Source organism: Microbacterium sp. NPDC055988, from assembly GCF_042269505.1.
GTDB lineage: Bacteria > Actinomycetota > Actinomycetes > Actinomycetales > Microbacteriaceae > Microbacterium.
Genome location: NZ_JBHJXY010000001.1, coordinates 2,698,803 through 2,721,007, shown reverse-complemented (window position 1 = coordinate 2,721,007; position 22,205 = coordinate 2,698,803). Strand labels below are relative to the sequence as shown.

Annotated in this window: 18 protein-coding genes; 6 read left to right on the top strand and 12 right to left on the bottom strand. The window is 68.4% G+C overall.

Annotation, left to right across the window (positions count from 1 at the left end):
- Positions 1-5 precede the first annotated feature (5 nt).
- The 5 genes from ACFC14_RS12970 to nusA form a co-directional block, all read right to left on the bottom strand.
- The gene (locus ACFC14_RS12970) at positions 6-2,138 is read right to left on the bottom strand and encodes a response regulator transcription factor (RefSeq protein ID WP_376105097.1); all 2,133 of its coding nucleotides are present in this window, start codon (positions 2,136-2,138) and stop codon (positions 6-8) included.
- A 105-nt stretch (positions 2,139-2,243) separates the two neighbouring features.
- Positions 2,244-2,669 carry a 30S ribosome-binding factor RbfA gene (rbfA, locus tag ACFC14_RS12965; protein ID WP_376105094.1) on the bottom strand — a complete coding sequence of 142 codons (426 nt, stop codon included), beginning with the start codon at positions 2,667-2,669 and terminating at the stop codon, positions 2,244-2,246.
- A 94-nt stretch (positions 2,670-2,763) separates the two neighbouring features.
- Positions 2,764-5,514 (bottom strand): translation initiation factor IF-2, encoded by a 2,751-nt coding sequence (gene infB, locus ACFC14_RS12960; RefSeq protein ID WP_376105091.1) that lies wholly within the window; start codon positions 5,512-5,514, stop codon positions 2,764-2,766.
- Positions 5,515-5,608: 94 nt separating this feature from the next.
- Complete coding sequence (locus tag ACFC14_RS12955; protein ID WP_376105089.1) at positions 5,609-5,863, bottom strand: YlxR family protein; 255 nt, start codon at positions 5,861-5,863, stop codon at positions 5,609-5,611.
- Positions 5,864-5,925: 62 nt separating this feature from the next.
- Positions 5,926-6,909, bottom strand: coding sequence for a transcription termination factor NusA (gene nusA, locus ACFC14_RS12950; RefSeq protein WP_136041205.1), 984 nt, complete (start codon positions 6,907-6,909; stop codon positions 5,926-5,928).
- Between the two features lie 127 nt (positions 6,910-7,036).
- On the opposite strand from nusA, the gene ACFC14_RS12945 reads away from it, so the two are divergent.
- The gene (locus tag ACFC14_RS12945) at positions 7,037-8,392 is read left to right on the top strand and encodes a flavin monoamine oxidase family protein (RefSeq protein ID WP_376105086.1); all 1,356 of its coding nucleotides are present in this window, start codon (positions 7,037-7,039) and stop codon (positions 8,390-8,392) included.
- Here ACFC14_RS12945 and ACFC14_RS12940 read toward each other — a convergent pair.
- On the bottom strand, positions 8,361-9,401 hold the full coding sequence (locus tag ACFC14_RS12940) for a TIGR00730 family Rossman fold protein (RefSeq protein ID WP_376105083.1): 1,041 nt from the start codon (positions 9,399-9,401) through the stop codon (positions 8,361-8,363). The genes ACFC14_RS12945 and ACFC14_RS12940 overlap by 32 nt on opposite strands.
- Before the next feature lie 135 nt (positions 9,402-9,536).
- Here ACFC14_RS12940 and ACFC14_RS12935 point away from each other — a divergent pair, with 135 nt between their 5' ends.
- A complete protein-coding gene (locus ACFC14_RS12935) occupies positions 9,537-10,040 on the top strand; it encodes a pyridoxamine 5'-phosphate oxidase family protein (protein WP_376105080.1) in 504 nt (167 codons plus the stop codon).
- Between the two features lie 17 nt (positions 10,041-10,057).
- Here ACFC14_RS12935 and ACFC14_RS12930 read toward each other — a convergent pair whose 3' ends face one another.
- The 3 genes from ACFC14_RS12930 to ACFC14_RS12920 are packed head-to-tail and all read right to left on the bottom strand — an operon-like array spanning position 10,058 to position 13,735.
- The gene (locus ACFC14_RS12930; protein WP_376105077.1) at positions 10,058-11,818 is read right to left on the bottom strand and encodes a proline--tRNA ligase; all 1,761 of its coding nucleotides are present in this window, start codon (positions 11,816-11,818) and stop codon (positions 10,058-10,060) included.
- Positions 11,819-11,860: 42 nt separating this feature from the next.
- Positions 11,861-12,631: an isocitrate lyase/phosphoenolpyruvate mutase family protein gene (locus ACFC14_RS12925; RefSeq protein ID WP_376105074.1), complete on the bottom strand. Its 771-nt coding sequence runs from the start codon at positions 12,629-12,631 to the stop codon at positions 11,861-11,863.
- 48 nt (positions 12,632-12,679) lie between these two features.
- Positions 12,680-13,735 (bottom strand): zinc-dependent alcohol dehydrogenase family protein, encoded by a 1,056-nt coding sequence (locus ACFC14_RS12920; RefSeq protein ID WP_376105071.1) that lies wholly within the window; start codon positions 13,733-13,735, stop codon positions 12,680-12,682.
- A 104-nt stretch (positions 13,736-13,839) separates the two neighbouring features.
- Between ACFC14_RS12920 and ACFC14_RS12915 the strand changes: the two genes are divergently transcribed.
- The gene (locus ACFC14_RS12915; RefSeq protein WP_376105068.1) at positions 13,840-15,255 is read left to right on the top strand and encodes an RNB domain-containing ribonuclease; all 1,416 of its coding nucleotides are present in this window, start codon (positions 13,840-13,842) and stop codon (positions 15,253-15,255) included.
- 74 nt (positions 15,256-15,329) lie between these two features.
- On the opposite strand, the gene ACFC14_RS12910 is transcribed toward ACFC14_RS12915, so the two are convergent.
- The gene (locus tag ACFC14_RS12910; RefSeq protein WP_376105065.1) at positions 15,330-16,199 is read right to left on the bottom strand and encodes a hypothetical protein; all 870 of its coding nucleotides are present in this window, start codon (positions 16,197-16,199) and stop codon (positions 15,330-15,332) included.
- A 104-nt stretch (positions 16,200-16,303) separates the two neighbouring features.
- Positions 16,304-17,434: a flavodoxin-dependent (E)-4-hydroxy-3-methylbut-2-enyl-diphosphate synthase gene (ispG, locus tag ACFC14_RS12905; protein WP_376107198.1), complete on the bottom strand. Its 1,131-nt coding sequence runs from the start codon at positions 17,432-17,434 to the stop codon at positions 16,304-16,306.
- A gap of 81 nt (positions 17,435-17,515) precedes the next feature.
- Here ispG and ACFC14_RS12900 point away from each other — a divergent pair, with 81 nt between their 5' ends.
- Entirely contained in the window at positions 17,516-18,142 is a 627-nt protein-coding gene (locus ACFC14_RS12900) for a pyroglutamyl-peptidase I (RefSeq protein ID WP_376105062.1), read from the top strand.
- Between the two features lie 171 nt (positions 18,143-18,313).
- Positions 18,314-20,197, top strand: a complete 1,884-nt coding sequence (locus ACFC14_RS12895; RefSeq protein ID WP_376105060.1) for an anthranilate synthase family protein — start codon at positions 18,314-18,316, stop codon at positions 20,195-20,197.
- A gap of 33 nt (positions 20,198-20,230) precedes the next feature.
- Here ACFC14_RS12895 and ACFC14_RS12890 read toward each other — a convergent pair whose 3' ends face one another.
- Positions 20,231-21,544, bottom strand: a complete 1,314-nt coding sequence (locus ACFC14_RS12890; protein WP_376105057.1) for an RIP metalloprotease — start codon at positions 21,542-21,544, stop codon at positions 20,231-20,233.
- Between the two features lie 65 nt (positions 21,545-21,609).
- On the opposite strand from ACFC14_RS12890, the gene ACFC14_RS12885 reads away from it, so the two are divergent.
- Entirely contained in the window at positions 21,610-22,194 is a 585-nt protein-coding gene (locus ACFC14_RS12885; protein ID WP_376105055.1) for a hypothetical protein, read from the top strand.
- Positions 22,195-22,205: the final 11 nt, after the last annotated feature.

Below are 22,205 nucleotides of genomic sequence, written 5' to 3'. Positions count from 1 at the left end.
CGGGCTCAGAGGTGGTGGTCGGTGCGATGCGCGAGCACCGTCAGCTCGACTCGACTGCGGACGTCGAGCTTGGTGAAGACCCGACCGAGGTGGACCTCCACCGTGCGGACCGAGAAGTTGAGGTGCTCCGCGATGTCGCGGTTCGCCGCTCCCCCGACGGCGCACATCGCCACTTCCAACTCGCGCGCGGTCAGCTGAAGCGACCACGCGGCGCGGCACGCCGACAACGGATCGACAGCGGGAACGATGCTCCCTTCCTTTGCGTCGAGCCTGTCCAGCCGTCCGCGGATCGTCCGCGCCCATGCCGTCGCGCCGCACAGCTCGAACAGCCTCTCGGCATGCTGCAGGTGGATGCGCGCCGAGCGATGGTCATCGCGAATGGCGTACTGCGTACCGAGCATCGTCTCCACCCTCGCCCGCGCGAACGGCGAACGAAGCGTCCGAGCCGCCTCTCGCACCTCGATGCACTCGGACCGCCAGCGACCGTCTCCAGCCGTCGCGAGCCGGACCCGCAGCCGCTGCGCGAGAGCGATCTCCGGCGGTTCGATCGATGGCGCGGGGGTCGAGCCACCGTCCGGGTCTAGTGCGAGTTCATCGAGCGCCGGAACCGTCATGGTGGTCCGCGCCGACCCGAGATCGGCCCAGAGGCGGATCGTCGCTGCAGCATCGTCGAACGAACCCGCGAGAAACGACTGGATGCCGCGATCCACGAGACGGTCGATCCTCGCACCGGCCGGCAGCGCGGCGGTGAGCGCTCGTGCGTACGGTCCCAGTTCGCCGAGCACGGCGAGATCGAGACGTCTGGCGAGCACCACGCCCAGTCCGGCGAGGGGCAACGAGACCGGCAGCACGAGTGCGGCCCGGGTCAGCCGGTCGCGTGCAAGACCGATGTCACCACGCCACACCAGGAGCAGCACCTCTATGACAGCGCGATATGCCTGGACGACGGGACTGTGCTCGAATCCGGGGACGAACGGGTCCGCATCGGCGGACATTCCGGATCCACCCCGTGCCAGCACGCGCAGTCCAAGATCGACGTCGCCGTCCATCGCAGCCTGCAGCGCGCGCAGCATACCGCCGGCCACCGGCCCCGAGCCCACGGTCGCGTCGATGTCGCGCTCACCGGAGATGAGCCAGCTCAGCGCGATGACGGGGTCTCCGAGCTCGCGTTCTGCACCGATTCGTGCGGTGCCCTCCCGCACGGCGTCGAGCCACACCCGCATCGCGCGACGCTCGCCCCGCTCCGCGCACATCACCGCGGCCAGCGCCGCAGCCCTCGTCCAATGGCACCAGTCCGCGGCGTCATCCGTGCGCGGGCGCAAGGCACTCGGTTCGACCTCCGGCACTGCGCCCTGCTCGAACGCCTGGGCGACGAGCAGGCCGCCGAGGCCCATGAGTCGCCAGCGCTCCGCGGAGTGCGGATACAGCCCGCTGAACCACGCGATCGCCTCCGTCGCGAAGCCGGCGCCGACGGCCGAAGCCCCCGCGACGAGATGCGCTTCATCCCGGGCTTCGCCGACGGCATGCTCCGCCGCCTCCCTCGCGAGCAGCAGTGCCCGCTCCGGGTGACCCGCCTCGCTGAGCTGTCGCGCGATCGCCGTCAACTCGACTGCGCTCTCGGGAGCCCCCTCGAGGGAGGCGCGAGCGCGATGCCAATCCTCACTCACCCGGTCTCCCCGACGGCGGAAGATCACGCTGAGCCGCGCATGGACGCCGGCGACGGCTGCGGTGCCGGTCGTTGCCCTGATCCAGATGGAGAGGCGGGGATCGGCGAAGCGCACGTGGCCGGCATGGAGCCGCACGTGCTCCCCCAACGGGCCCGCGGCGATCACGGCCGCGGACCTGCCGTCGAACTCCAGGAGGGCGTCGAGTCCACCGTCCAGCGAGAGCGCGAGCGCCGTGAGCAACTCGCGGTCCCTCGCGTCGAGCTCCGTCGCCTCGAATCTGCGTGCGATGGACTGTACGAGCGGCAGCGGGCTGGGCAGCGGGCGCAAGCCATGGCGTTGGTCCGCCGACAACCGCTCGGCGACTTCGAGGATCGCCCGGGAGTCCGCATCCAGCTCGGCGGCGAGGCGGGCGAGCACATGGGGCACACAGCCGAGATCGACATCCAGGAGCTCGTCGAGCAACAGGCCCAACGCGGCAGGCGCGACGAAGAGAGCCCCCTGCGTACCCGTATCCTCGATGCCGTTCCCCCAGCTTCACGGAAGCAATCCCGCGAAGCCGAGCGTATCAAACGGTGATCACTCCGGCTCGTCCTCCGCGCGGTACGGATCAGCGTCGCCGGCGTGTGATGCGGATGACGCGAGCTTCGCGACGTCGGCATCGCGCTGCTGCGCCTCGCGGAGCAGCGCACCGATGTGGTCCGCGTTCTCGGGGAGAGCATCCGGGATGAACTCCAGCGTGGGCACCAGACGGGTGCTCAGCTGCCGTCCGACCTCGCTGCGCAGCATGCCGGTGGCGGAAGTGAGGGCCGCACCGCTGGAGATGCGCTCCTCCTCCGTGCCCAGCACCGTGTAGAACACCGATGCATGCTGCAGATCTCCGCTGACACGGACGTCGGTGATGGTGACGAAGCCGAGGCGCGGATCGCGCAGCCCCTTCTCCAGCCGCTCGGCGATGATCACGCGGATACGATCCGCGAGTCGGGCCTGTCGTTCGCCTGCCATTGTTCTCTCCCTGTCCAGGAACCCTCAGGGCGCCCTTCCTCTCCGCGCTCCGGAGGAGCGGGAGGGGAGGACGCCCGAAGGTGTTCGAATTAGATCAGCCGCGAGGCTTCTCGATAAGCTCGGTCGTCTCGATCTCATCGCCGATCTGGATGTCGTTGTACTTGCCGAGACCGATACCGGCCTCGTAATCGGTACGGACCTCGGTGACGTCGTCCTTGAAGCGACGCAGCGACTCGATGGCGAGACCATCGGCCAGAACGACACCGTCGCGGATGACACGAGCCTTGGCGTTTCGAGTGATCGTTCCCGATCGCACGATGACACCGGCGATGTTGCCGAACTTCGAGGAGCGGAACACCTCGCGGATCTCGGCGACACCCGACTGGACCTCTTCGTACTCCGGCTTGAGCATGCCCTTGAGCGAGCTCTCGATCTCGTCGATCGCGTTATAGATGACGGAGTAGAACCGGATGTCCACGCCCTCACGGGAAGCACGCTCGCGCGCCTTCGTGTCAGGACGGACGTTGAAGCCCACGATGATCGCGTTGTCGATCGTCGCGAGGTTCACGTCGGACTCGGTGATGGCGCCGACGCCGCGGTGGATGATGCGCAGCTGGACCGAATCGTCGACCTCGATCTTGAGGAGCGACTCCTCCAGCGCCTCGACGGCACCGGAGACGTCACCCTTGATGATGAGGTTGAGCGACTCGACCTTGCCCTCTTCGAGAGCGCGGGTGAAGTCCTCGAGCGAGATGCGCTTGCGGGCCTTGGCCAGCTGGGCGTTGCGCTCGACTGCTTCGCGCTTCTCCGCGATCTGGCGGGCCATGCGGTCTTCCTCGGTGACGATGAAGACGTCGCCGGCACGCGGCACGGAGTTCAGACCCTGCACCTGCACCGGACGCGACGGGTAGGCCTCGAGGACCTGCTCGCCGTTCTCATCCGCCATCGCACGCACACGGCCGTATGCCGTACCCGCGACGATCGCGTCACCGATCCGAAGCGTTCCGGACTGGATGAGCACCGTGGCGACCGAACCGCGACCCTTGTCGAGCTTCGCCTCGATGGCGACACCGCGAGCGGCCTTGTTCGGGTTGGCGGTCAGGTCGAGACCGGCATCGGCCGTGAGCAGCACGGCGTCCAGGAGTTCCTGGATACCCGTGTTGGCCCGGGCGGACACGTCGACGAACATGACGTCGCCACCGAATTCCTCGGCGACCAGACCGTACTCGGTGAGCTGCTGGCGCACCTTCGACGGGTTGGCGTCGGGCTTGTCCACCTTGTTCACAGCGACCACGATCGGCACATTGGCCGCCTGGGCGTGGTTCAGCGCCTCGACCGTCTGCGGCATGATGCCGTCGTCGGCTGCGACCACGAGGATCGCGAGGTCGGTGACCTGCGCACCACGGGCACGCATGGCGGTGAACGCCTCGTGACCCGGGGTGTCGATGAACGTGATGGCCCGCTCGATGCCCTCGTGCTCGGTCCAGACCTGATAGGCACCGATGTGCTGGGTGATGCCGCCGGCTTCACCCTCGATGACGTTGGTCTGACGGATCGCGTCGAGAAGTCGCGTCTTACCGTGGTCGACGTGACCCATGACGGTCACGACCGGAGGACGGATCTCGAGGTCGTCTTCGCTCTCGGCTTCCAGTTCGGCCTCGAGGTCGAGACCGAAGCCCTCGAGGAGCTCCTTGTCCTCGTCCTCGGGCGAGACCATCTGGATCTTGTATCCGAGCTCCGCACCCAGGACCTCGAACGTCGCCTCGTCGAGGGACTCCGTGGCCGTGGCCATCTCGCCCAGGTTGAAGAGGATGGTGACGAGGGTTCCGGGCTGGACCGTGTAGCCGGTCAGCGTCTCGATCTTGTCGGCGAAGTCCGCGATGGACGCGCCACGGCGCATGCGGATGATCTCTCCGTTGCCGCGGGTGACGTTGACGCCACCGACGACCGGAGCACTCCGCATCTCGAACTCTTGCCGCTTCGCCCGCCGCGACTTGCGCTGCTTGCTCTTGCCGCCGCCCTTACCGAAGGCACCTGCGGTACCACCGCCGGGACCACGACCACGACCACCGCCGCCACCGGGACGACCGGCGAAGCCGCCGCCACCGCCGGGACGTGCACCAGGACCACCGGCACCGCCGGGGCCACCGGCACCGCCGGGACGACCCGGACCGCCGGGACGCTGCTGGAACGGAGCGCCGGGACGACCGCCACCGCCGCTACGGGGTGCACCCGGACGGGGCGAACCGGGGCGCGGGGCGCCCGGACGCGGTGCGCCGGGGCGCGGAGCCTGCGGACGCGGGATGTTGCCCGGCGTCGGGCGCTGACCCATGCCCTGCGCGGATGCGAAGGGGTTGTTGCCCGGACGGGGTCCGGCCGGGCGCTGACCCATCCCCTGCGCGGAGGAGAACGGGTTGTTGCCGGGACGCGGGGCGCCAGGCGTCGGTGCATTGCCCTCTGCGGGCTTGGATGCTTCCGCTGCCGGTGCTGCGGGGGCCGCTGCCGCGGGGGCAGGAGTCGGTGCAGCGGGCGCGGGCGCCTCGGGGGCCGGAGCCTCCGGAGCGGGCTTGGGGCCGGGCTTCGGGCCCGGGGTCGGCGCGGGCTTGGCGCCCGGCTTCGCAGCCGACTTGGCGGCAGCGGGCTTGGCCGCGGGAGCGGCCTCGGCCGCACCCTTGAGCGACCCGTCGGCCTCGATCGCCGCGCGCAGCTTGCGCGCCACCGGCGGTTCGATGGTCGAAGAGGGGCTCTTCACGAACTCGCCGAGTTCCTTGAGCTTTGCAAGAGCGACCTTGCTGTCGACGCCGAGTTCGGCGGCGATCTCATGTACGCGTGGTTTACCAGCCACAATTCTCCTGTCTGAGTCGGTCCACCCAGACAGGGCAGACCACTAGTCGCGGACGGGTCTCATTTCGAGCCGTTCACTTTGTTTCCATAGCTGTTCAGCCTTTGTTTCTTGGTGGGTGCTGTTCGAAGGTCCGCGTGTCCAGCTCAGTGGTCACGCGCAGTGCTCGTCCGAATGCGCGGCGCCGCAGAGCGACATCCATGCATTCCCGAGTCGGATGGACCCACGCGCCTCGCCCCGGCAGCACAGCACCCTCATCGATGATGAGAGTGTCGTTCTGGGACACCACCCTGAGAAGGGCGGAGCGGGGAGCACGCGTGCGACAACCGACGCACGTTCGTACGGGTTCCATCTTACACCTGCGTTTCACCCCGCCTCGCCCGCGCGCCGGGCGAGGCGGAAGGCCGGAGCCGGTCAGTCGAGGACGCTGTCCGGCTGGATGTCGATCTTCGCGCCGGTGAGCTTGGCGGCCAGACGCGCGTTCTGGCCCTCCTTGCCGATCGCGAGCGACAGCTGGTAGTCGGGCACCAGGGCCCGAACGGCCTTGGTGCTCGCGTCGAGCACGAAAGCGCTCGTGACCTTGGCGGGCGACAGCGCGTGCGCCACGAACGTGGGGAGATCGGCGTCGTAGTCGACGATGTCGATCTTCTCCCCCGCAAGTTCCTCGGTCACGGCGCGCACGCGGCGTCCGAGCTCCCCGATGCAGGCGCCCTTCGCGTTGATCGACGGGTCGTTCGCCTTGACGGCGATCTTCGTCCGGTGACCGGCCTCGCGGGCCAGTGCCACGATCTCGACGAGACCGGCGGCGATCTCCGGCACCTCGAGCGCGAAGAGCTTGCGGACGAGCCCCGGGTGCGTACGGGAAACAGTGATCTGCGGTCCCTTGAGCCCCTTGGCGACGCTGGTGACGTACACGCGCACACGCGATCCGTGGGTGTACTCCTCGCCGGGCACCTGCTCCTCAGGGGGCAGGATCGCCTCGACGGCACCGAGGTCGACGTGGATCATGCGCGGGTTCGGACCCTGCTGGATCACGCCGGCGACGATGTCACCCTCTTTGTCCTTGAAGTCGCCGAGCACGACGTCGTCGGCGATGTCACGCAGTCGCTGGCTGATGACCTGCTTCGCGGCGAAGGCCGCGATCCGACCGAAGTCGTCGGGGGTCGCATCCTCTTCGCCGATGATGGCGTCTTCCTCGTCGCGGACGACCTGCAGGATGGCGACATGCCCGGTCTTGCGGTCGAGGTGCACGCGGACACCCTCGGGCGTCACACCGTCCTCGGAGACATGCTTGGAGTACGCGGTCAGGATCGCCTGCTCGATGATCGCGACGAGTTCGTCGAAGGGGATCGCCTTCTCCTTCTCGATCCCTCGCAGAAGACTCAGTTCGATGTCCATGACGGCCTCTCTATTCAGCTCTCGTCGCGCCTGTTCGCACGCGCGACATCCGTACCACGATACCCTGTGCCAACCGGCCCCTGCCACGACGGCGGCAGTTTTCCGCGCCGGAAGTCGAGGAGGACGCATGGGATCGTTCGACACGATCGTGATCGGTGCAGGGATGTCGGGTGTCACGGCCGCGCGCATGCTCGCCGATGCGGGGCATCGAGTCGTGGTCCTGGAAGGTCGTGACCGCGTCGGCGGGCGGATGCACACCGATCGGGAGGCGGGGTTCTCCGTGGACCGTGGCGCCTCCTGGATTCATGGAATCGACGGATCGCCACTGTGGGATCTCGTCCAGGCACTGCGGATTCCGACGATCGAGTACACGGTGGGCAGCTTCCAGGTCGGCGGGCGGCCCATCGAGAACTTCGACGGGGACGGACGACCCATGGGTGCCGACGCCACCGCTGAGTGGATCGACGATGTCGATGCGGTCGATCGACTCCTCGTCGAGGAGATCGGCGCCTCCTCCCCCGGCGACACGTATCTCGACGTGACAGAACGAGCTCTCGACCGGTCCGGCCTCGCGCCCGAGCGCATCGACGACATCCGCGAGTTCTTCCGTCACCGGGTCGAGGAGCAATGCGGAGCCTGGATCGGAGACCTCGACGCACACGGCCTCGACGAGGACGCGATCGACGGTGACGAGGTGATCTTCCCGCGTGGATACGACGAGGTTCCCCGGCGCATCGGCGCGGGTCTCGACATCCGCCTCGAGACGAAGGTGACGAGGGTGGCTCACTCGAGCAGCGGCGTGGTGGTGCACGCCGGCGACACAGCCTTCGCCGCGGATCAGGTCGTCGTCACCGTCCCCCTGGGTGTGCTCAAGGCCGGCACGATCGCCTTCGATCCTGCGCTGCCGGAGGCCGTGCTCGGTCCTCTCGCACGACTCGGGATGGGAGTCTTCAACAAGGTCTTCATCCAGTTCGACGAGCGGTTCTGGAACGAGGACAGCTATGTGCTGCGTGCGCTCGGCGAGGCCGGGGAGCACTGGCATTCCTGGTACGACGTCTCCGCGGTCAGCGGCCTCCCCACGCTGTTGACCTTCGCCGCCGGCCCCTTCGGAAGACGTATGCAGGAGCTCCCCGACGAAGACGTCGTCGCCGATGCCGTGCGTGCCCTGCGAGCGCTCTATGGGGATGCGGTCGGCGAGCCCCGGGCTCATTGGGTCACGCACTGGGGTCAGGACGAGTTCTCGAACGGCTCATACTCACATCTGGCCCTGGGGTCGAGTCACCACGACCACGACGACCTGGCCGGCCCCGTCGACGGAGTCCTGCACTTCGCGGGTGAGGCCACCTGGGGCGATGAGCCTGCCACCGTCGGGGCGGCCTACTACTCGGGGCACCGTGCCGCGGAACGGATCCTGGGCCGCGCGATCGACCTCGACGACTTCGCGGCTCGCATCATCGAGCGGGAGCAGAGGGAAGCGCGTTGATCGCACCGATCAGTCGGAACAGATTCCCGACCTGACGCTGATCGAGGTGGAGCATCAGCCGCGGGAGTTCCAGCAGGTCGTCGTCGGCGACCTCCGGTTGCCGCGGTGCGGTCCTCTCGATCCGCCCGGAGGAGAGCATCGAGGCGAACTGTTCGTTCAGCGCCTCGATCTCGGCGTCCGTCGGCTCCGCGCGCAGGCGCAGCACGAGCGCGCCACCGACCCATCGGAGCGAATCGTAGTTGTGCCAGAAACCGGTGATCTCCGCACGAGCCGCGTCGACGGAATCGGTGATGACCACCCGATCGAAGTCGCCTTCCGAAATCACTCCCGTGGGAGCGAGGTGGTCGTCGATGAAGCTCCGAAGACCCTGCCAGAACGTGCCTCCCGGCTGATCCAGGAGCACGATCGGCGTGGGCTCCGCTTTCCCCGTCTGCTGAAGCGTGAGCAGCTCGAACATCTCGTCCAGGGTGCCGAATCCGCCGGGAAGGCAGATGAACCCGAGCGATTCCTTGATGAGCATCAGCTTGCGGGTGAAGAAGTACTTCATCGCGACGACCTGGTCGTTGTCCGTGATGAGACCCTGCGCCTTCTCCTCGAACGGGAGACGGATCGATACGCCGAGAGAGAGCGCGGGACCGGCACCTTCGGAGGCCGCCTGCATGATGCCGGGGCCCGCCCCCGTGACCACCATCCATCCGTCACTCGCCAGCGCGGCGGCGACGTCGCGAGCAGTGAGGTAGAGCGGGTCGTCCTGCCGGGTTCTCGCGGAGCCGAAGACGGTCACCTTGGGAACACCGCGGAACGGTGCGAAGAGCCGGAAGGCGTCGCGCATCTCCGCCAGCGCGGCAGAGGCGATCTTGAGGTCGAGCCGGTCGGCGTCGTCCTCTCCCAGCAGGATCGCCGTCCGCACCATCCTCCTCACCAGCCGACGGTCGGCGTGTGCATCCGCGCCGTCGAGGATGGCGTCGATCTCGGAGTTGAGGGCGTCCGGCAGCGGTTCGTCGATCATGACACCAGCGTGGCACGCGGCCGGATCCCCGTGGGCCGCAACGCCGGGCATCGCGTCGACGTCCCGGCCTGATCACCGCCAGGCCCGGATGTCAATGCCCGTGCCGCCGGCGGGCACACGCGGCACTGTGGAATCATGACCGAGATCACCGGACCCGAAGCTCTCGCCCGCGTCGCCGAACTCGTCGAGGACATCGACTTCACGATGCTGACCACGATCGACGAGGAAGGCAACCTCGTCAGCCGACCGATGTCGACCCGGCAGATGGACGACGCCGGAGACATCTGGTTCTTCACCGCCGAGGACACCGAGAAGGTCGCCGAAGCTCGCCGACACCACGATGTGGGGCTCGCCTACTGCGACGCCAAGGGCATGCGGTACGTGTCCGTCGCCGGCACCGCAGAGATCGTCCACGACCGAGCCAGGATGGAGGAGCTCTACTCGCCGTCGCTGGAGATCTGGTTCGCGGACGGATTGGAGACGCCGGGCATCGCTCTGCTCCGGGTCACGCCAAAGGTGACGGAGTTCTGGGAACCGGCGAAGGGCAGACTCGCGACCGCGGCCGGCGCCCTCAAGTCCCTCGTCACCCGCGACACTCCGGATGACGACATCATGAACCACGGCCGCATCGTCTGCTGACGACGCGGCCTCGGGTCTCAGCCGGCAGAGGTGAGTCGGGCGACGACCTCATCTACGGAGACCGCATCGCGCTCGCCCGTGGCGCGGTCCCAGAGTTCGACCTGTCCCTCGGCGGCGCCGCGGCCGACGATCACGATCTTGGGCACGCCGACGAGCTCGGCATCGCCGAACTTCACGCCCGGTGACACCTTCGGGCGGTCGTCGTACAGCACATCGAGACTCGCGGCTTCCAGCTGCGCCGAGAGCCCCTCGGCCACATCGAACGCGACCTGATCGCGACCTGCCGCGACCACCTGCACATCGAACGGCGCGACCGATGCCGGCCAGATGAGGCCCTTGTCGTCGTTGTTGAGTTCGGCGATGATCGCCAGGATGCGGGTGATGCCGATGCCGTAGGAGCCCATCGTCACCGTGACGAGCTTGCCGTTCTCGTTCAGCACCTTCAGCCCGAGCGCCTCGGCGTACTTGCGGCCGAGCTGGAACACGTGACCGATCTCCATGCCCCGTGCGAGCTCGACCGGGCCGGAGCCGTCGGGGGCGGGGTCGCCGGCGCGCACGTTCGCGATCTCCACGATCCCGTCGGCAGCGAAGTCGCGTCCGGCGACCACCGAGTGTGCATGCTTCTGATCGATGTTCGCCCCGGTGATCCAGCTCGTGCCCTCGCTCACGCGGGGGTCGACCAGATAGCGGATGCCGGTGGCCGACTCCTCGCCGAGCACGGCGCCGGTCGGTGACCAGGGCCCGATGTACCCCTTCACCAGAAGCGGGTTGTTCTCGAAGTCATCGGCCGTGGCCGTCTCGACCGCAGCGGGTGCGAAGGCGACCTCGGCCCGCTTCTCGTCGACGTCGCGGTCGCCGGGGATGCCGACGATGACGAGCTCGCGCGTGCCGTCCAGGTGGGTCAGGGCGAGAACCACGTTCTTGAGCGTGTCGGCTGCCGTGTACTCCCCCTCGAGCTCGCGGTTGCTGTGCGCGACCAGCGTCTCGATCGTGGGGGTGTCCGGGGAATCGAAGATCACCGGAGCAGCATCCTCGTCGAACGGGATGGCATCGGGCACCGCGGTGGTGAATGCCTCGACGTTCGCCGCATACCCGCCCTCGCTGCGCACGAAGGTGTCCTCGCCGACGGGGGTCGGGTGCAGGAACTCCTCGCTGCGGGACCCGCCCATCGCACCGGCATCCGCCTGAACGATGACGTACTCGAGTCCGAGTCGCTGGAAGATGCGCTCGTATGCGTCACGCTGTGCCTGATAGCTGACGTCCAAGCCCTCATCCGACGAATCGAACGAGTACGCGTCCTTCATCGTGAATTCGCGCCCGCGGAGGAGGCCGGCGCGAGGACGAGCCTCGTCGCGGTACTTGTCCTGGATCTGGTAGATCGAGAGCGGCAGATCCTTGTACGACGAGTACAGGTCTTTCACCAGCAGCGTGAAGGCCTCTTCATGCGTGGGGGCGAGGAGGTAGTCGCCCCCCTTGCGGTCCTGCAGACGGAAGAGCAGGTCTCCGTACTCGTCCCAACGACCGCTCGCCTCATAGGCCTCACGAGGCATCAGTGCGGGGAAATGGACCTCCTGCGCGCCAGCCGCGGCCATCTCCTCGCGGACGACGGTCTCGATCTTCGACTTGACGCGAAGCCCCAGTGGCAGCCACGCGAAGATTCCGGCGGCCTGCGGGCGGATGTATCCCGCCCGGATCAGCAGCCGGTGGCTGGCGACCTCTGCGCCTGCAGGGTCTTCACGGAGCGTGCGGAGGAAGAAGTTCGAAAGACGAGTGACCACGGAGCAAGTCTAGTGAGCCGCGGTCACTCGTCTTCGACGCCGTCAGTTGAGGGCAGGGAGGTTCGCCGGGACGACGCCGCCGGCGTACAGGTCAGCCGCGAGCTCCTGGAGTGCGGTGAGCGCGACCCGCTGCGGGAGCGGACCGTACGAGATGCGGGCGACCCCGAGCTTCTCGTACTCCGACGCAGCGAGAGCGCCGGGAATGCCGATCACGCTGACCTTGCGCTCTCCGATGCCCTCGACGAGCTGACGGGTGACGTTCATGTCGAGGATGCCGGGGACGAACACGGCCGTCGCTCCGGCGTCGAGGTAGGCGCGCCCGCGCTGAATCGCGTCGGCGATGCTCTGCGGCACCGGGCGTGCGCCGGCGCGGACGAAGGCATCGGTGCGGGCATTGAGCGCGAAGGGCACGCCCTCGGCCTCCGCCGCCTTGACGATCGCCTCGACCGCGGCGATGGATTCGCCCAGCGGCTTGAGCCGATCTTCGACGTTCGCGCCTACGACTCCGGCCGCGATGGCGAGGCGCGTGGTCTCCCCCGCGTCGCCGTAGCCGTCGTCGAGGTCGGCCGTGACGGGAACCTGGACGGCGGCGGCGATCCGCCCCACCATGTCGATCATGACCTCGCGGGGAGTCGCACCATCTTCGTAGCCGAAGGACGCGGCGATGCCGTGGCCCGCGGTGGCGAGCGCCTTCGTCTCCGGGAGGGCGGCGACCGCCCGCGCGGACACGACATCCCACACGTTCACGACCCGGAGGATCTCCGGAGCGTCATAGAGTCCGACAAGGGTCTGGGCCTTGGCTGCAGTCGTCATGACTACACGCTAACGCGGGATGCGCACGGCCGGGCCGAGTTCGGCGCATCAGGCGTTGAGCACCACCTTGAGAGCCTTGGTCTCCGCCGCACGGCCGAACGTGTCGTACGCACTCTCGATGTCGTCGAGAGCGAACAGATGGCTGACGAACCCGCTCGGGTCGATGCGCTGCTCCGCGACGAGCTTCGTCAGCATCCGCGCGGTATTCGTGTTGACGAGCCCCGTCGTGATCGTGAGGTTCTGAATCCACAGCCTGTCCAGCGGGAAGTCCACCGGTGAACCGTGAACCCCCACGTTCGCCGCGTGACCGCCGGGCCGGACGATTTCCAGCACCATGCCCCACGTCTGCGAGATGCCCACCGCCTCGATCGCGACATCCACCCCGAGCCCATCCGTGAGGGCCAGCACCTGGTCGCGCCAGTCGGTGTCCGAGGAGACGACCGAGTGGGTGGCGCCGAATTGCTGCGCGAGCTCGGCGCGATTGGCGTCGAGATCGATGGCGATGACCTTGCTGGGGCCGTAGAGCTGAGCCGTCATGATCGCGGCGAGACCGACCGGTCCGGCACCGACGACCGCGACGACGTCTCCCGCCTTGACTCCGCCGTACTGCACGCCGATCTCGTGTCCGGTGGGGAGGATGTCGCTCAGGAGCACCGCCGTCTCGGGCGGGATCGCGTCGGGGAGCCTTTGCAGAGAGGTCTCCGCGAAAGGAACGCGCACGAACTCGGCCTGGGTTCCGTCGATCAGGTGTCCGAGGATCCATCCGATGCCCGACGCGCCCTCCGCCGCGAGGCAGTGCGACTGCAGACCTGCCACGCAGAACTCGCATTTGCCGCACGCGCTGATGCAGGAGATGATCACGCGGTCCCCGGCCGCGAGGCCGGTCACGGCGTCGCCGACCTCTGTGACGACGCCCACTCCCTCGTGCCCGAGGATGCGGCCTTCAGCCACAGCGGGAACGTCGCCTTTGAGGATGTGGAGATCGGTGCCGCAGATCGTCGTGCTCTCGATGCGGACGATCGCGTCGGTCGCAGCCAGGATCTTCGGATCCGGGACATCTTCCCAACGCTTGCGGCCGGGACCGTGGAAAACGAGCGCCTTCATGACTCCTCCTTCCCCGGGCACGCCCGGGATCGTGGCTCGGTAACATGTTACGCGCCACTACCTTCACCGTGAAGAGCTCTGCCGGCGCACCTAGGGTGGGAGCCATGCCGCAGCGCAGATCACACGTCGCCCCCTCCGCCGTCCAGACCGAACTCGCTGCCGCGCTCGCCATTCTGCGCGAGAACGCGGAGACGCCGGGAGATTTTCCTCCCGCGGTGCTCGCCGAGGCCGAGGACGCCACAGCGTCCGAACCGGCGCTCGACCTGCGGCACATGCCGTTCGCGACTCTCGACCCTGAGGGCTCGCGTGACCTCGATCAGGCCTTCCATCTGGAGCGGGACGGCTCGGGCTACACCGTCCGCTACGCGATCGCGGACGTCCCCGCGTTCGTCAGACCGGGAGGAGCGGTGGATGCCGAGTCCCGTCGACGCGGCCAGACGCTGTACGCGGCCGACGGCAGGATCCCGTTGCATCCGACCACGCTGAGCGAAGATCGGGCTTCCCTGCTCGCCGACGTCGACAGACCGGCACTCGTGTGGACCTTCTCCCTGGACGCCGCCGGCGTGGTCACGGAGTTCCGGCTGGAACGTGCGCTCATCCGCTCGCGCGCGCAACTCGACTACGTGACGACACAACGATCACTCGATCTCGGCGAAGACGGCCCCGCGGCACTGCTTCCGGAGATCGGGTCGCTGCGCCTCGAACAGGAGCGCCTGCGAGGCGGGGCGAGCCTCAACCTCCCCGACGAGGAGGTCGTCCGCGACGCGGACGGGACCTACGCGATCGAGCGCCGCAGCCCTTTCCCCGTCGAGGAGTGGAACGCCCAACTCTCCCTCATGACGGGGATGGCCGCGGCGTCCCTGATGCTCGGAGCCGGCGTCGGCATCCTGCGCACGATGCCCGAGCCGGACGATGCCGCCTTCACGGCGTTCCGCCTTCAGACCGAGGCGCTCGGGCGCCCCTGGGCGTCGGGCACGTACGGTGAGTACCTTCGCGCCCTCGACCGCACGGACCCCATGACGCTTCCGGTGCTCGAGGCCGCGGCGTCGCTGTTCCGCGGTGCGGGGTATCTGGTGTTCGACGGCGAATCGCCGTCGAACGCCGTACAGGCGGCCATCGCCTCCCCCTATGCTCACGCGACGGCTCCCCTGCGCCGGCTCGTCGACCGTTGGGTGCTCACGATCTGCCTCGCGGTATCGAACGGCGAGGCGATCCCGGAGTGGGCGCGGGAATCGCTGTCGGAGCTCCCGGCCCTCATGCAGGAGTCTGCTCAGCGCGCATCCCGCCTGAACACGGCGACGATCAACAGCGTCGAGGCCGCCCTGCTCACCCCGTTGGTGGGGACAGCCATCGACGCGACCGTGATCGAGCTGCGCGGCGAGCGTGCGCTCGTCCAGATCGCGGACCCGGCCGTCACCGCCACAGCACCGTTGCCGACGGGCGCGGAGCCGGGAAGTGTCGTGCGATTGAGCATCGTGCGCGCTGACATCGCCGCGGGCGAGGTGGAGTTCGCGGTCTGAGAAGTGGTTTTGACCTGCGGCGGAGGTCGAGGTCCGTCACCGCTCACGCTCGCGGAGGCGGCTCGATGGTGGGCCTAGGGCACTGCCGGGGCTGCACTCGTCGTCATCACGAGGAGCTGCGGGTCGCTCAGGTCGAGAGACACGGAGACGGCCGCGAACTCGGTCAGCGATTCGACGTGGGTGCCGCCGCACAGGATCACGGCCTCACCTTCGGGGAGCGCACAGCGCCAACGTCGCCGGTCAACGATCGTCGGCCCCTCCGTCTCGATCCGGCTGGTGGCGCCGGCGGCGATCCACGCGGCGAGCTGGGCGTTGATCCGCTGCTCCCGGTCGGCGACGGTCGCCGCGAAGGTCTCGGTGTCGAAGCCCGCACGGCGAAGGCTCTTGCCCAGACGGTACTCATCGACCGCGCCGTCTTCGTGGATACGGCTGGACTGATTGGCGCGCCCCTCGAAGTCGGGATTCCCGAGCGCATCCTCGCCCGGATCCTTCCGCCACAGGTCCGCGACGGCGAGGTCCAGAGCGAGCGAGGCGAGGTGGCAGGCGGTGTGGCCGCGGCTGAGTCCTTCGCGCCGCGCGCCGTCGACGGTCAGCCGTACGCGAGCACCTTCGGCCAGCCACGCGGGAGCCGCGCCGTCGATGCGGTGTGCGACGAGCCAGGTCCACCCCTCGGCACCGCGCTTGGCGGGGATGTCGCGCCCGACGGCGAACTCGCCCTCATCGGAGGCCGCAGCCATCAGCGCCTCGCTGACCGTCACCGACTCGTCTCCCGCGGCGATCGTGCCGGCATCACCCGGCTGGTCGGGCCAGGTGTGGTCGACCGGGTGGAACGGCGTCGCGTCGACGACCACGACCGTCCCGTCGGGCCCGCTCTCCACCCGGGTGACCGTGCCGTCCCCGGTGGTGGTGCCGCCTGCGAAGGACACGATGGTGGGCGTCGACATGGCTCTCCTCGAATTCGACGATGGTGCGTCCGCCCGTGGAGGCGGAGAAAGCTCGGACTCCTCCACGCGACGGTGCGATCGGCGCGGCGCGGAATCCGCTGTGGTCAGACCGCGACGACCTGAGCGGTGCCGAGCGGCGCTTCGGGCCCCATCTCGGCGGCGATCCGGTTCGCCTCTTCGATCAGGGTCGCGACGATCTCGGCTTCCGGCACGGTCTTGATGACCTCGCCCTTGACGAAGATCTGCCCCTTGCCGTTGCCGGACGCCACGCCGAGGTCCGCCTCGCGCGCCTCGCCGGGACCGTTGACGACGCACCCCATGACGGCGACGCGCAACGGCACGGTCATGTCTTTGAGCCCCTCCGTGACGTCTTCCGCCAGCGTGTACACGTCGACCTGGGCGCGACCGCACGACGGGCACGACACGATCTCGAGCTTGCGCTCACGCAGGTTGAGCGACTGCAGGATCTGGTGGCCGACCTTGACCTCCTCGGCGGGGGGAGCCGAGAGGGACACGCGGATGGTGTCCCCGATTCCTTCGCCGAGAAGGATGCCGAAGGCCGTCGCACTCTTGATCGTGCCCTGGAAGGCGGGACCGGCCTCGGTCACGCCCAGATGCAGGGGCCAGTCGCCGCGCTCTGCGAGCTGGCGATAGGCCTTCACCATGACGATCGGGTCGTTGTGCTTGACCGAGATCTTGAAGTCGTGGAAATCGTGCTCCTCGAACAGCGACGCCTCCCAGACGGCGCTCTCCACGAGCGCTTCCGCAGTCGCCTTACCGTGCTTCGCGAGGATGCGACGATCCAGCGATCCGGCGTTCACACCGATGCGGAGCGAGACGCCGGCGGCCTTCGCGGCCTCGGCGATCTTCCCGACGTTCCCATCGAACTCGCGGATGTTCCCCGGGTTGACGCGAACCGCACCGCACCCGGCGTCGATCGCCGTGTAGATGTAGCGCGGCTGGAAGTGGATGTCGGCGATCACCGGGATCTGACTCTTCATCGCGATGATCTTCAGCGCGTCGGCATCATCCTGGTGAGGAACGGCGACACGCACGATCTCGCAGCCGGACGCCGTGAGCTCGGCGATCTGCTGCAGCGTCCCGTTGATGTCTGTCGTCTTGGTGGTCGTCATCGACTGCACGCTGACGGGAGCGTCGCCGCCCACGAGCACCTTGCCCACCTTGATCTGGCGGGACTTGCGACGCGGGGCGAGGACTTCGGGGATCTTCGGCATTCCGAGGTTCACTGCTGGCACGCCCCAAGCCTACGCCGCCAGGATGCATGAGGGCTGGAAGTCGGCCCGTACGCTGAACTCATGGCGGTCCTTCTCCTCACCGGGTTCGAGCCCTTCGGCGGCGCGGACCACAACCCATCGGCCGATGCCGTGAACGCCGTCGCAGGCGACTACGACGGTCCGCACGAGCTCATCGCCGAGACGCTGCCCGTCGCGTTCGCATCCTCCGCGCGCCGCCTCCGGGCCCTGATCGCGCGGCACTCCCCCGACGCCGTCATCGCCACCGGGCTCGCCGGAGGGAGTCGACAGATCGCGATGGAGCGCATCGGTGTGAACCTGATGGACGCACGCATCCCCGACAACGACGGCGCGCAGCCGCTCGATGCACCCTGCGAACCCGATGGTCCCGCCGCCCGCTTCGCGACGCTTCCGGTCAAACGCCTGGTCCAGATCCTCTCCTCGCACGGTCTGCCGGCGCAGCTCTCGCTCTCCGCGGGTTCCTACGTGTGCAATCACGTCCTCTACACCGCACTGGGGGCTGTCTCGGCGAAGACGGTCGCGGGGTTCGTCCACCTTCCGTGGTCGACCAGCGCCGCACCGGCGGACGCCCCGCACCTCCCCGACGAGGACTTGGCGCGTGCGGTGCGCGTCGTCGTCGACCACGCGCTCGATGCCGAGGTCGAGGTGCCCGGCGGAAGCATCTGGTGACGTCACCGCGCGAGACCCGCCACCGGCGATGTGGTAGTTTCGGCCCCATGCTCGCGAACTTCACCTGGTGGCCCGCCTTCTAGGCGGTGTGTTCGCGTTCCCACGAATCCAGACCGCCTCCCGGGCGGTTTTTTCGTTGCGCCGAGCCGGAGCCTTGCACAGGAGACATCGATGACCCTCTCACGACTCGCAGAGCTCAGCGCCGACCCGGCGGCATCCTTCGTGCTGATCGCCCGCGACGGCGCAGACACCGTCGAGCTCCTCAGCGGCGACGTGAGGGATGTCGAGCTGCTCGCCGACATCCCGCTCGCCATCGACGGCACCCCGCGCGAGATCTTCGCGCTGGTCCCCTATCGTCAGGTTCGCGAACGCGGATTCGTCGCCCAGGACGACGGCGCCCCGCTCCGATGCGTGATCGTCGACGAACACCTCCACCTGCCGACCACGGAGCTCCTCGCCGCGCTCCCGTCGGATCCGGTGCCACTGCACGACGACGGATTCGACATCGCGGATGCGGAGTATGCGGCGATCGTCGAGAAGGTCATCGCCGACGAGATCGGTCGAGGCGAGGGCGCGAACTTCGTCATCCGGCGCGACTTCGCCGCGAACATCGACGTGGACGACCGGACAGCCGCGCTGACCTGGTTCCGTGCCCTGCTCACGCACGAGCGCGGCGCATACTGGACGTTCGCGGTCTTCACCCCCGGCCACATCGCGGTCGGCGCGAGCCCCGAGGCGCACGTCGTCGCTCGCGAGGGGATCGTCACGATGAACCCGATCTCCGGGACGTTCCGTCACCCGGCCGGCGGCGCCACCAAAGAAACGCTGATCGATTTCCTCGCCTCCACCAAGGAGACCGAGGAGCTGTTCATGGTCGTGGACGAAGAGCTCAAGATGATGAGCGCGGTCTGCTCCGACGGGGGACGCATCACCGGTCCGCACCTGAAGGAGATGTCCCGACTCACACACACCGAGTACATGCTGCGCGGACGCAGCGCCCTCGACCCGCGCGACATCCTGCGCGAGACGATGTTCGCACCGACCGTGACCGGATCCCCGATGCAGAACGCCTGCGCCGTGATCCGGCGCCACGAGCGAAAGCCGCGCGGATACTACTCGGGAGTCGCGGCACTGTTCACCCCGAACGCCGATGGCGGCCACGACCTCGATGCCCCGATCTTGATCCGCACCGTGTATCTGCAGGACGGGCAGCTCAGCGTGCCCGTCGGCGCCACCCTGGTGCGTCATTCCGATCCCCAGGGCGAGGTATCCGAGACCCACGGAAAGGCGGCCGGCGTGCTGGGCGCCATCGGTGCGATCGAGCGAGACCGCGTGGCTGAGGCACGCAGCGATGCCGACGCCCCGGCAGAGAAGCGCGCCCTCGGTGACGATCCGCAGGTCGCTGCCCTGCTCTCGTCGCGCAATGCCCGTCTCGCCGAGTTCTGGCTGAACCCGCAGGGCGAGGATTTCACCGGCCCGTTCGTCGGACGCACCGCCCTGGTGGTGGATGCGGAGGATCGGTTCACGACCATGCTCGCCCATCAGCTCCGTCACCTCGGCCTGACCGTCACGATCGCCGGCTGGAGCGACGTGCAGGATGCGGACCTCGATGCCGCCGACCTCGTCGTCGCGGGTCCCGGCCCGGGCGACCCCCGGGACGAGGAGAACGGCCGGATCGCTCGGATGCGCGACGTGGTCGGCCGCCGCCTCGAAGCGGGCTCACCGCTGCTGGCCGTGTGCCTCAGCCACCAGATCCTCGCCCATCGACTCGGGATCGCGCTGACTCCGCTCGACGCCCCGCACCAGGGCCTGCAGAAGTCGGTCCCGGTGTTCGGGGAAGACGCCTCGATCGGCTTCTACAACACCTTCACCGCACGCGTCGACCCCGAGACGACGACGGTCGAAGCGGCCGAGATCTCGGCGGACGCGTCCTCGGGCGACGTGTACGCCCTTCGTGGCCCGCACTTCGCTTCCGTGCAGGGGCATCTCGAGTCCATCCTGTCGCGCGACGGCATCCGGACGCTCGAGCGCCTCGTGTCGCACGCTCTCGCCTGAGCGCGCTCGACAGCACAGCGTGACCCGGGTGGGTCAGCCGAGGAGATCGACGGGATTGAAGAGATCGGCGATCAGGAGCAGCGCGCCCATCGCTATCAGCAACACGGCGACCACGACTGTCAGCGGCACGAGTTTCGTGGCATCGACGGGTGCCGGCGGCGGTCGACGGAATAGCTTCGCCCAGGCTCGCTTGATGCCGTCCCACAGGGCGACGACGATGTGACCGCCGTCGAGCGGCAGCAGCGGGATCAGGTTGAACACGAAGAGGGCGATGTTCAGCGATCCCAGCAGCCCGAGCAGGATCGCGAACCTGTTGAGGATGGGCGCATCCGTCGCCGCCACCTCGCCGGCGAGCCGACCGACACCGACCACGCTCAGCGGTCCGTTCGGGTCGCGCTCGCCACCCGTGACCAGGGAGACGCCGATGTCCCAGAGCCGCACGGGCAGCGTGACGATCAGCGAGCCGACCCTGGCGACGTTCTCGGCGGCCATCTGCGGTCCCGCGCTCAGGGGCTGCTGCACATAGCCCATCTGCGAGCCCATGCCGACGTAGCCGACCTCCTTGACCACGGGTTCGCCGGAGTCGTCGAGGACTGGCTGGCCGGCCGCATCCGTGATCGTGCGCTCCGCAGCGATCGGCGTGATGCTCAGGGTCTCCTCGACGCCGTCACGGAGCACCACCATGTCGAGCGTCTCGCCGGGAGCCGCCTGGACGATCGCCGTCGCCTCGGCGAAGTTCGATACGGGCTGGCCGTCGACCGACACGATCACGTCGCCCGGCTCGATGCCGGCCTCGGCCGCCGGCGACTCCGGATCGTCCGGAGTGCACTCGGTCTGGGTCGAGCCGGCCGGCACCACGCACTCCGTCACCGACGCGATGGTCGTGGTCCCCTGCTGCACGCCGATGCCGGACACGAGCACGGTGAAGATCACGGTCGCCAGGATCAGGTTCATCACCGGCCCACCGAGCATCACGATCACGCGCTTCCACACCGGCAGGCGGTAGAAGACACGATCCTCCGCACCTTCGGCGATGGTCTCGTCGTTCGCGGACCGGGCATCCTGGATGAGCGACCGGAACATCCCGGAGGCGGGGCCGGTGCTCTTCGAGGGCGGATACATCCCGGACATCGAGATGAAGCCACCCAGCGGAAGCATCTTGAATCCGTACTCGGTCTCGCCGATCCGCTTCGACCACAGCCGCGGCCCGAAACCGATCATGTATTGGCCGACGCGCACGCCGAAGAGCTTCGCGGGGACGAGATGGCCGACCTCGTGCAGACCGATCGAGAGGCCGAGGCCGATCAGCATGAAGAGGATGCCGCCCAGATAGAGCAGGAATTCCACGTGCCAACGGTACTGCCCCCAGCTAGGAATCCGCCCGACGACGCGGGCGCGGCTAGGGTGGAAGCGTGAATGCCCGGCAGCTGCGACTCCTCCGCGCCGCCGCCGTATCCTCCGTCGCGACTCTGCTCGCGGCGCTCTCTCACACGTTCGGAGGCGGCGCCGCCCCGCATCCGCTGCTGATCCTCGCGGTCGCAACCCTGCTCACACCGTTTTCGGCACTGCTCGTGGGCAGCAGGCAGTCACGCGGTCGCGTCGCGGCCGCCGTCTTCGTCGCACAGGGCGCGTTCCACCTGCTGTTCCAGGCACTGGGATCGCCGACCGGGGCCGACACGGTCGGTGTCGTCGGCCACGACCACCACCTGGATCTCGATCTTCTCGGTCCGGCGACCGCCGAGACCTCCCTCACCACGATGATGCTGCTCGCGCACATCGCCGCCGCCCTGCTCACGACTGTGCTCGTCTGGCACGGCGAGGCGCTCCTGAGAAGCGTCGTGCGATGGGTCGAGGCGATGTTGCAGCGAGCCGCTACGGTCGCCCCGGCAGAGCACCCCCGGCCACCGCGTCTGCGTTCCACTCTCCTGCCATCGTTCGATGCCGCGGTCTTGGCCGCCGTGCCCCGACGCGGGCCACCTGCGCTCATCCGCGACTGATCGATCAGCGG

Bases quoted from the DNA above. Each gene is read 5' to 3' on its own strand.
- rbfA (WP_376105094.1), bottom strand. From the start codon at position 2,669: ATGGCAGGCGAACGACAGGCCCGACTCGCGGATCGTATCCGCGTGATC.
- ACFC14_RS12955 (WP_376105089.1), bottom strand. From the start codon at position 5,863: ATGGAACCCGTACGAACGTGCGTCGGTTGTCGCACGCGTGCTCCCCGC.
- nusA (WP_136041205.1), bottom strand. From the start codon at position 6,909: ATGGACATCGAACTGAGTCTTCTGCGAGGGATCGAGAAGGAGAAGGCG.
- ACFC14_RS12945 (WP_376105086.1), top strand. From the start codon at position 7,037: ATGGGATCGTTCGACACGATCGTGATCGGTGCAGGGATGTCGGGTGTC.
- ACFC14_RS12940 (WP_376105083.1), bottom strand. From the start codon at position 9,401: ATGATCGACGAACCGCTGCCGGACGCCCTCAACTCCGAGATCGACGCC.
- ACFC14_RS12935 (WP_376105080.1), top strand. From the start codon at position 9,537: ATGACCGAGATCACCGGACCCGAAGCTCTCGCCCGCGTCGCCGAACTC.
- ACFC14_RS12925 (WP_376105074.1), bottom strand. From the start codon at position 12,631: ATGACGACTGCAGCCAAGGCCCAGACCCTTGTCGGACTCTATGACGCT.
- ACFC14_RS12920 (WP_376105071.1), bottom strand. From the start codon at position 13,735: ATGAAGGCGCTCGTTTTCCACGGTCCCGGCCGCAAGCGTTGGGAAGAT.
- ACFC14_RS12915 (WP_376105068.1), top strand. From the start codon at position 13,840: ATGCCGCAGCGCAGATCACACGTCGCCCCCTCCGCCGTCCAGACCGAA.
- ACFC14_RS12910 (WP_376105065.1), bottom strand. From the start codon at position 16,199: ATGTCGACGCCCACCATCGTGTCCTTCGCAGGCGGCACCACCACCGGG.
- ispG (WP_376107198.1), bottom strand. From the start codon at position 17,434: ATGCCGAAGATCCCCGAAGTCCTCGCCCCGCGTCGCAAGTCCCGCCAG.
- ACFC14_RS12900 (WP_376105062.1), top strand. From the start codon at position 17,516: ATGGCGGTCCTTCTCCTCACCGGGTTCGAGCCCTTCGGCGGCGCGGAC.
- ACFC14_RS12895 (WP_376105060.1), top strand. From the start codon at position 18,314: ATGACCCTCTCACGACTCGCAGAGCTCAGCGCCGACCCGGCGGCATCC.